General features: G+C 66.7%; 1 protein-coding gene. It reads right to left on the bottom strand.

The features are described from left to right. Positions 1-1367, bottom strand: a 1367-nt coding sequence (locus tag AC09SL_RS29420; RefSeq protein ID WP_479571997.1) for a condensation domain-containing protein, incomplete at both ends; no start/stop codon positions are given.

Raw genomic sequence — 1367 nt, forward strand, 5'->3', positions numbered from 1 at the left:
GGTGCTTTCATCGAACAGGTCGGTGGCGTATTCGAATTGGCCGCTGATACGGTCACCGTCGTCGTTGAGCGACAGGCTCACATCGAACTGGGTGGTGCCGGTGGGCTGGGGCAGCGGTGTCAGGCTCAGGCCGGGCAGTTCCAGGGCCTGGTCGCGGGGGGTGTTGCCCAGCACCAGCATCGCCTGGAACAACGGGCTGTGACCGAGGCTGCGTTCCGGTTGCAGGGCTTCGACGACTTGCTCGAACGGCAGGTCCTGATGGCTGTAGGCGTCGAGGGTGGAGGCCTTGATGTGCTCCAACAACTGGTCGACGCGGCTATGAGCCTGGACGTCGATGCGCAGGGCCAGGGTGTTGACGAAGAAGCCGATCAGCGCTTCGGTTTCCCGCCGAGGACGGTTGGCCACCGGTGTGCCGACCACCACCTGCGGCTGGTTGCTCAGGCGCGAAAGCAAGATCGACCAGGCGCCGAGCAAGGTCATGAACGGGGTCAGACCCTGTTGCTGGCTGAAGCGGCGCAAGCGGGCACTGAGTGGCGCGGGCAGTTGCAGGGCCAGCGCCGCGCCTTGGTAGCTTTGCACTTGCGGCCGTGGGTGGTCGCTGGGCAGTTCCAGCAGCGCCGGGGCGCCGTCCAGGTGTGCTTTCCAGAAACCGACCTGGGTGTGCAGGCGTTCACCTTGCAGGTGCTGCTGTTGCCAGCTGGCGTAGTCGGCGTATTGCAGGGTCAGGGGCGGCAGCGGGTCGTCGAGCTGCTGGCTGAACGCGGCGTAGAGCGCGTTGAATTCACCGATCAACACCGCCACCGACCAACCGTCGGAGACGATGTGGTGCTGGGTCACCAGCAGGATGTGTTCGTCCTCGGCCAGGCACAGCAGGCTTCCACGAATCAGCGGGCCCTGGCTGAGGTCGAAGGCGTCCCGGGCTTCGGCCTGGGTCAGTTGGGTCACGGCGGCTTGCCGGGCGTCGGCGTCCAGGGTTTGCAGGTCGTGTGCCTGCAAGGCGAAGCCGATGTCGGCGGCGGCGAAGCGTTGGCGGACCTCGCCGTCACGGCGTTCGAAGGTGGTGCGCAGGCTTTCGTGACGGGCGACGATGCGGTCCAGGGCCCGTTGCAGGGCGTTGCGATCCAGGCGGCCGCGCAGGTGCAGCGCGGCGGGCATGTGATAGGCGACGCTGGCGGCGTGGTCCAGTTGATCGAGGAACCACAGGCGTTGCTGGGCCAGGGACAGTGGCAAGGCTTGGTCGCGGGACACCGCTTCGATGAGCTGGACCCGGGACTGGCCGGCCTGATCGACACGCTGGGCCAGCTCGCTCAACGAGGCCTGGGCGAAGAGGGTACGCAGGTCGATCTCGACGCCAAGGTCTTGGTGCA

The organism is Pseudomonas sp. PF05 (assembly GCF_056521845.1).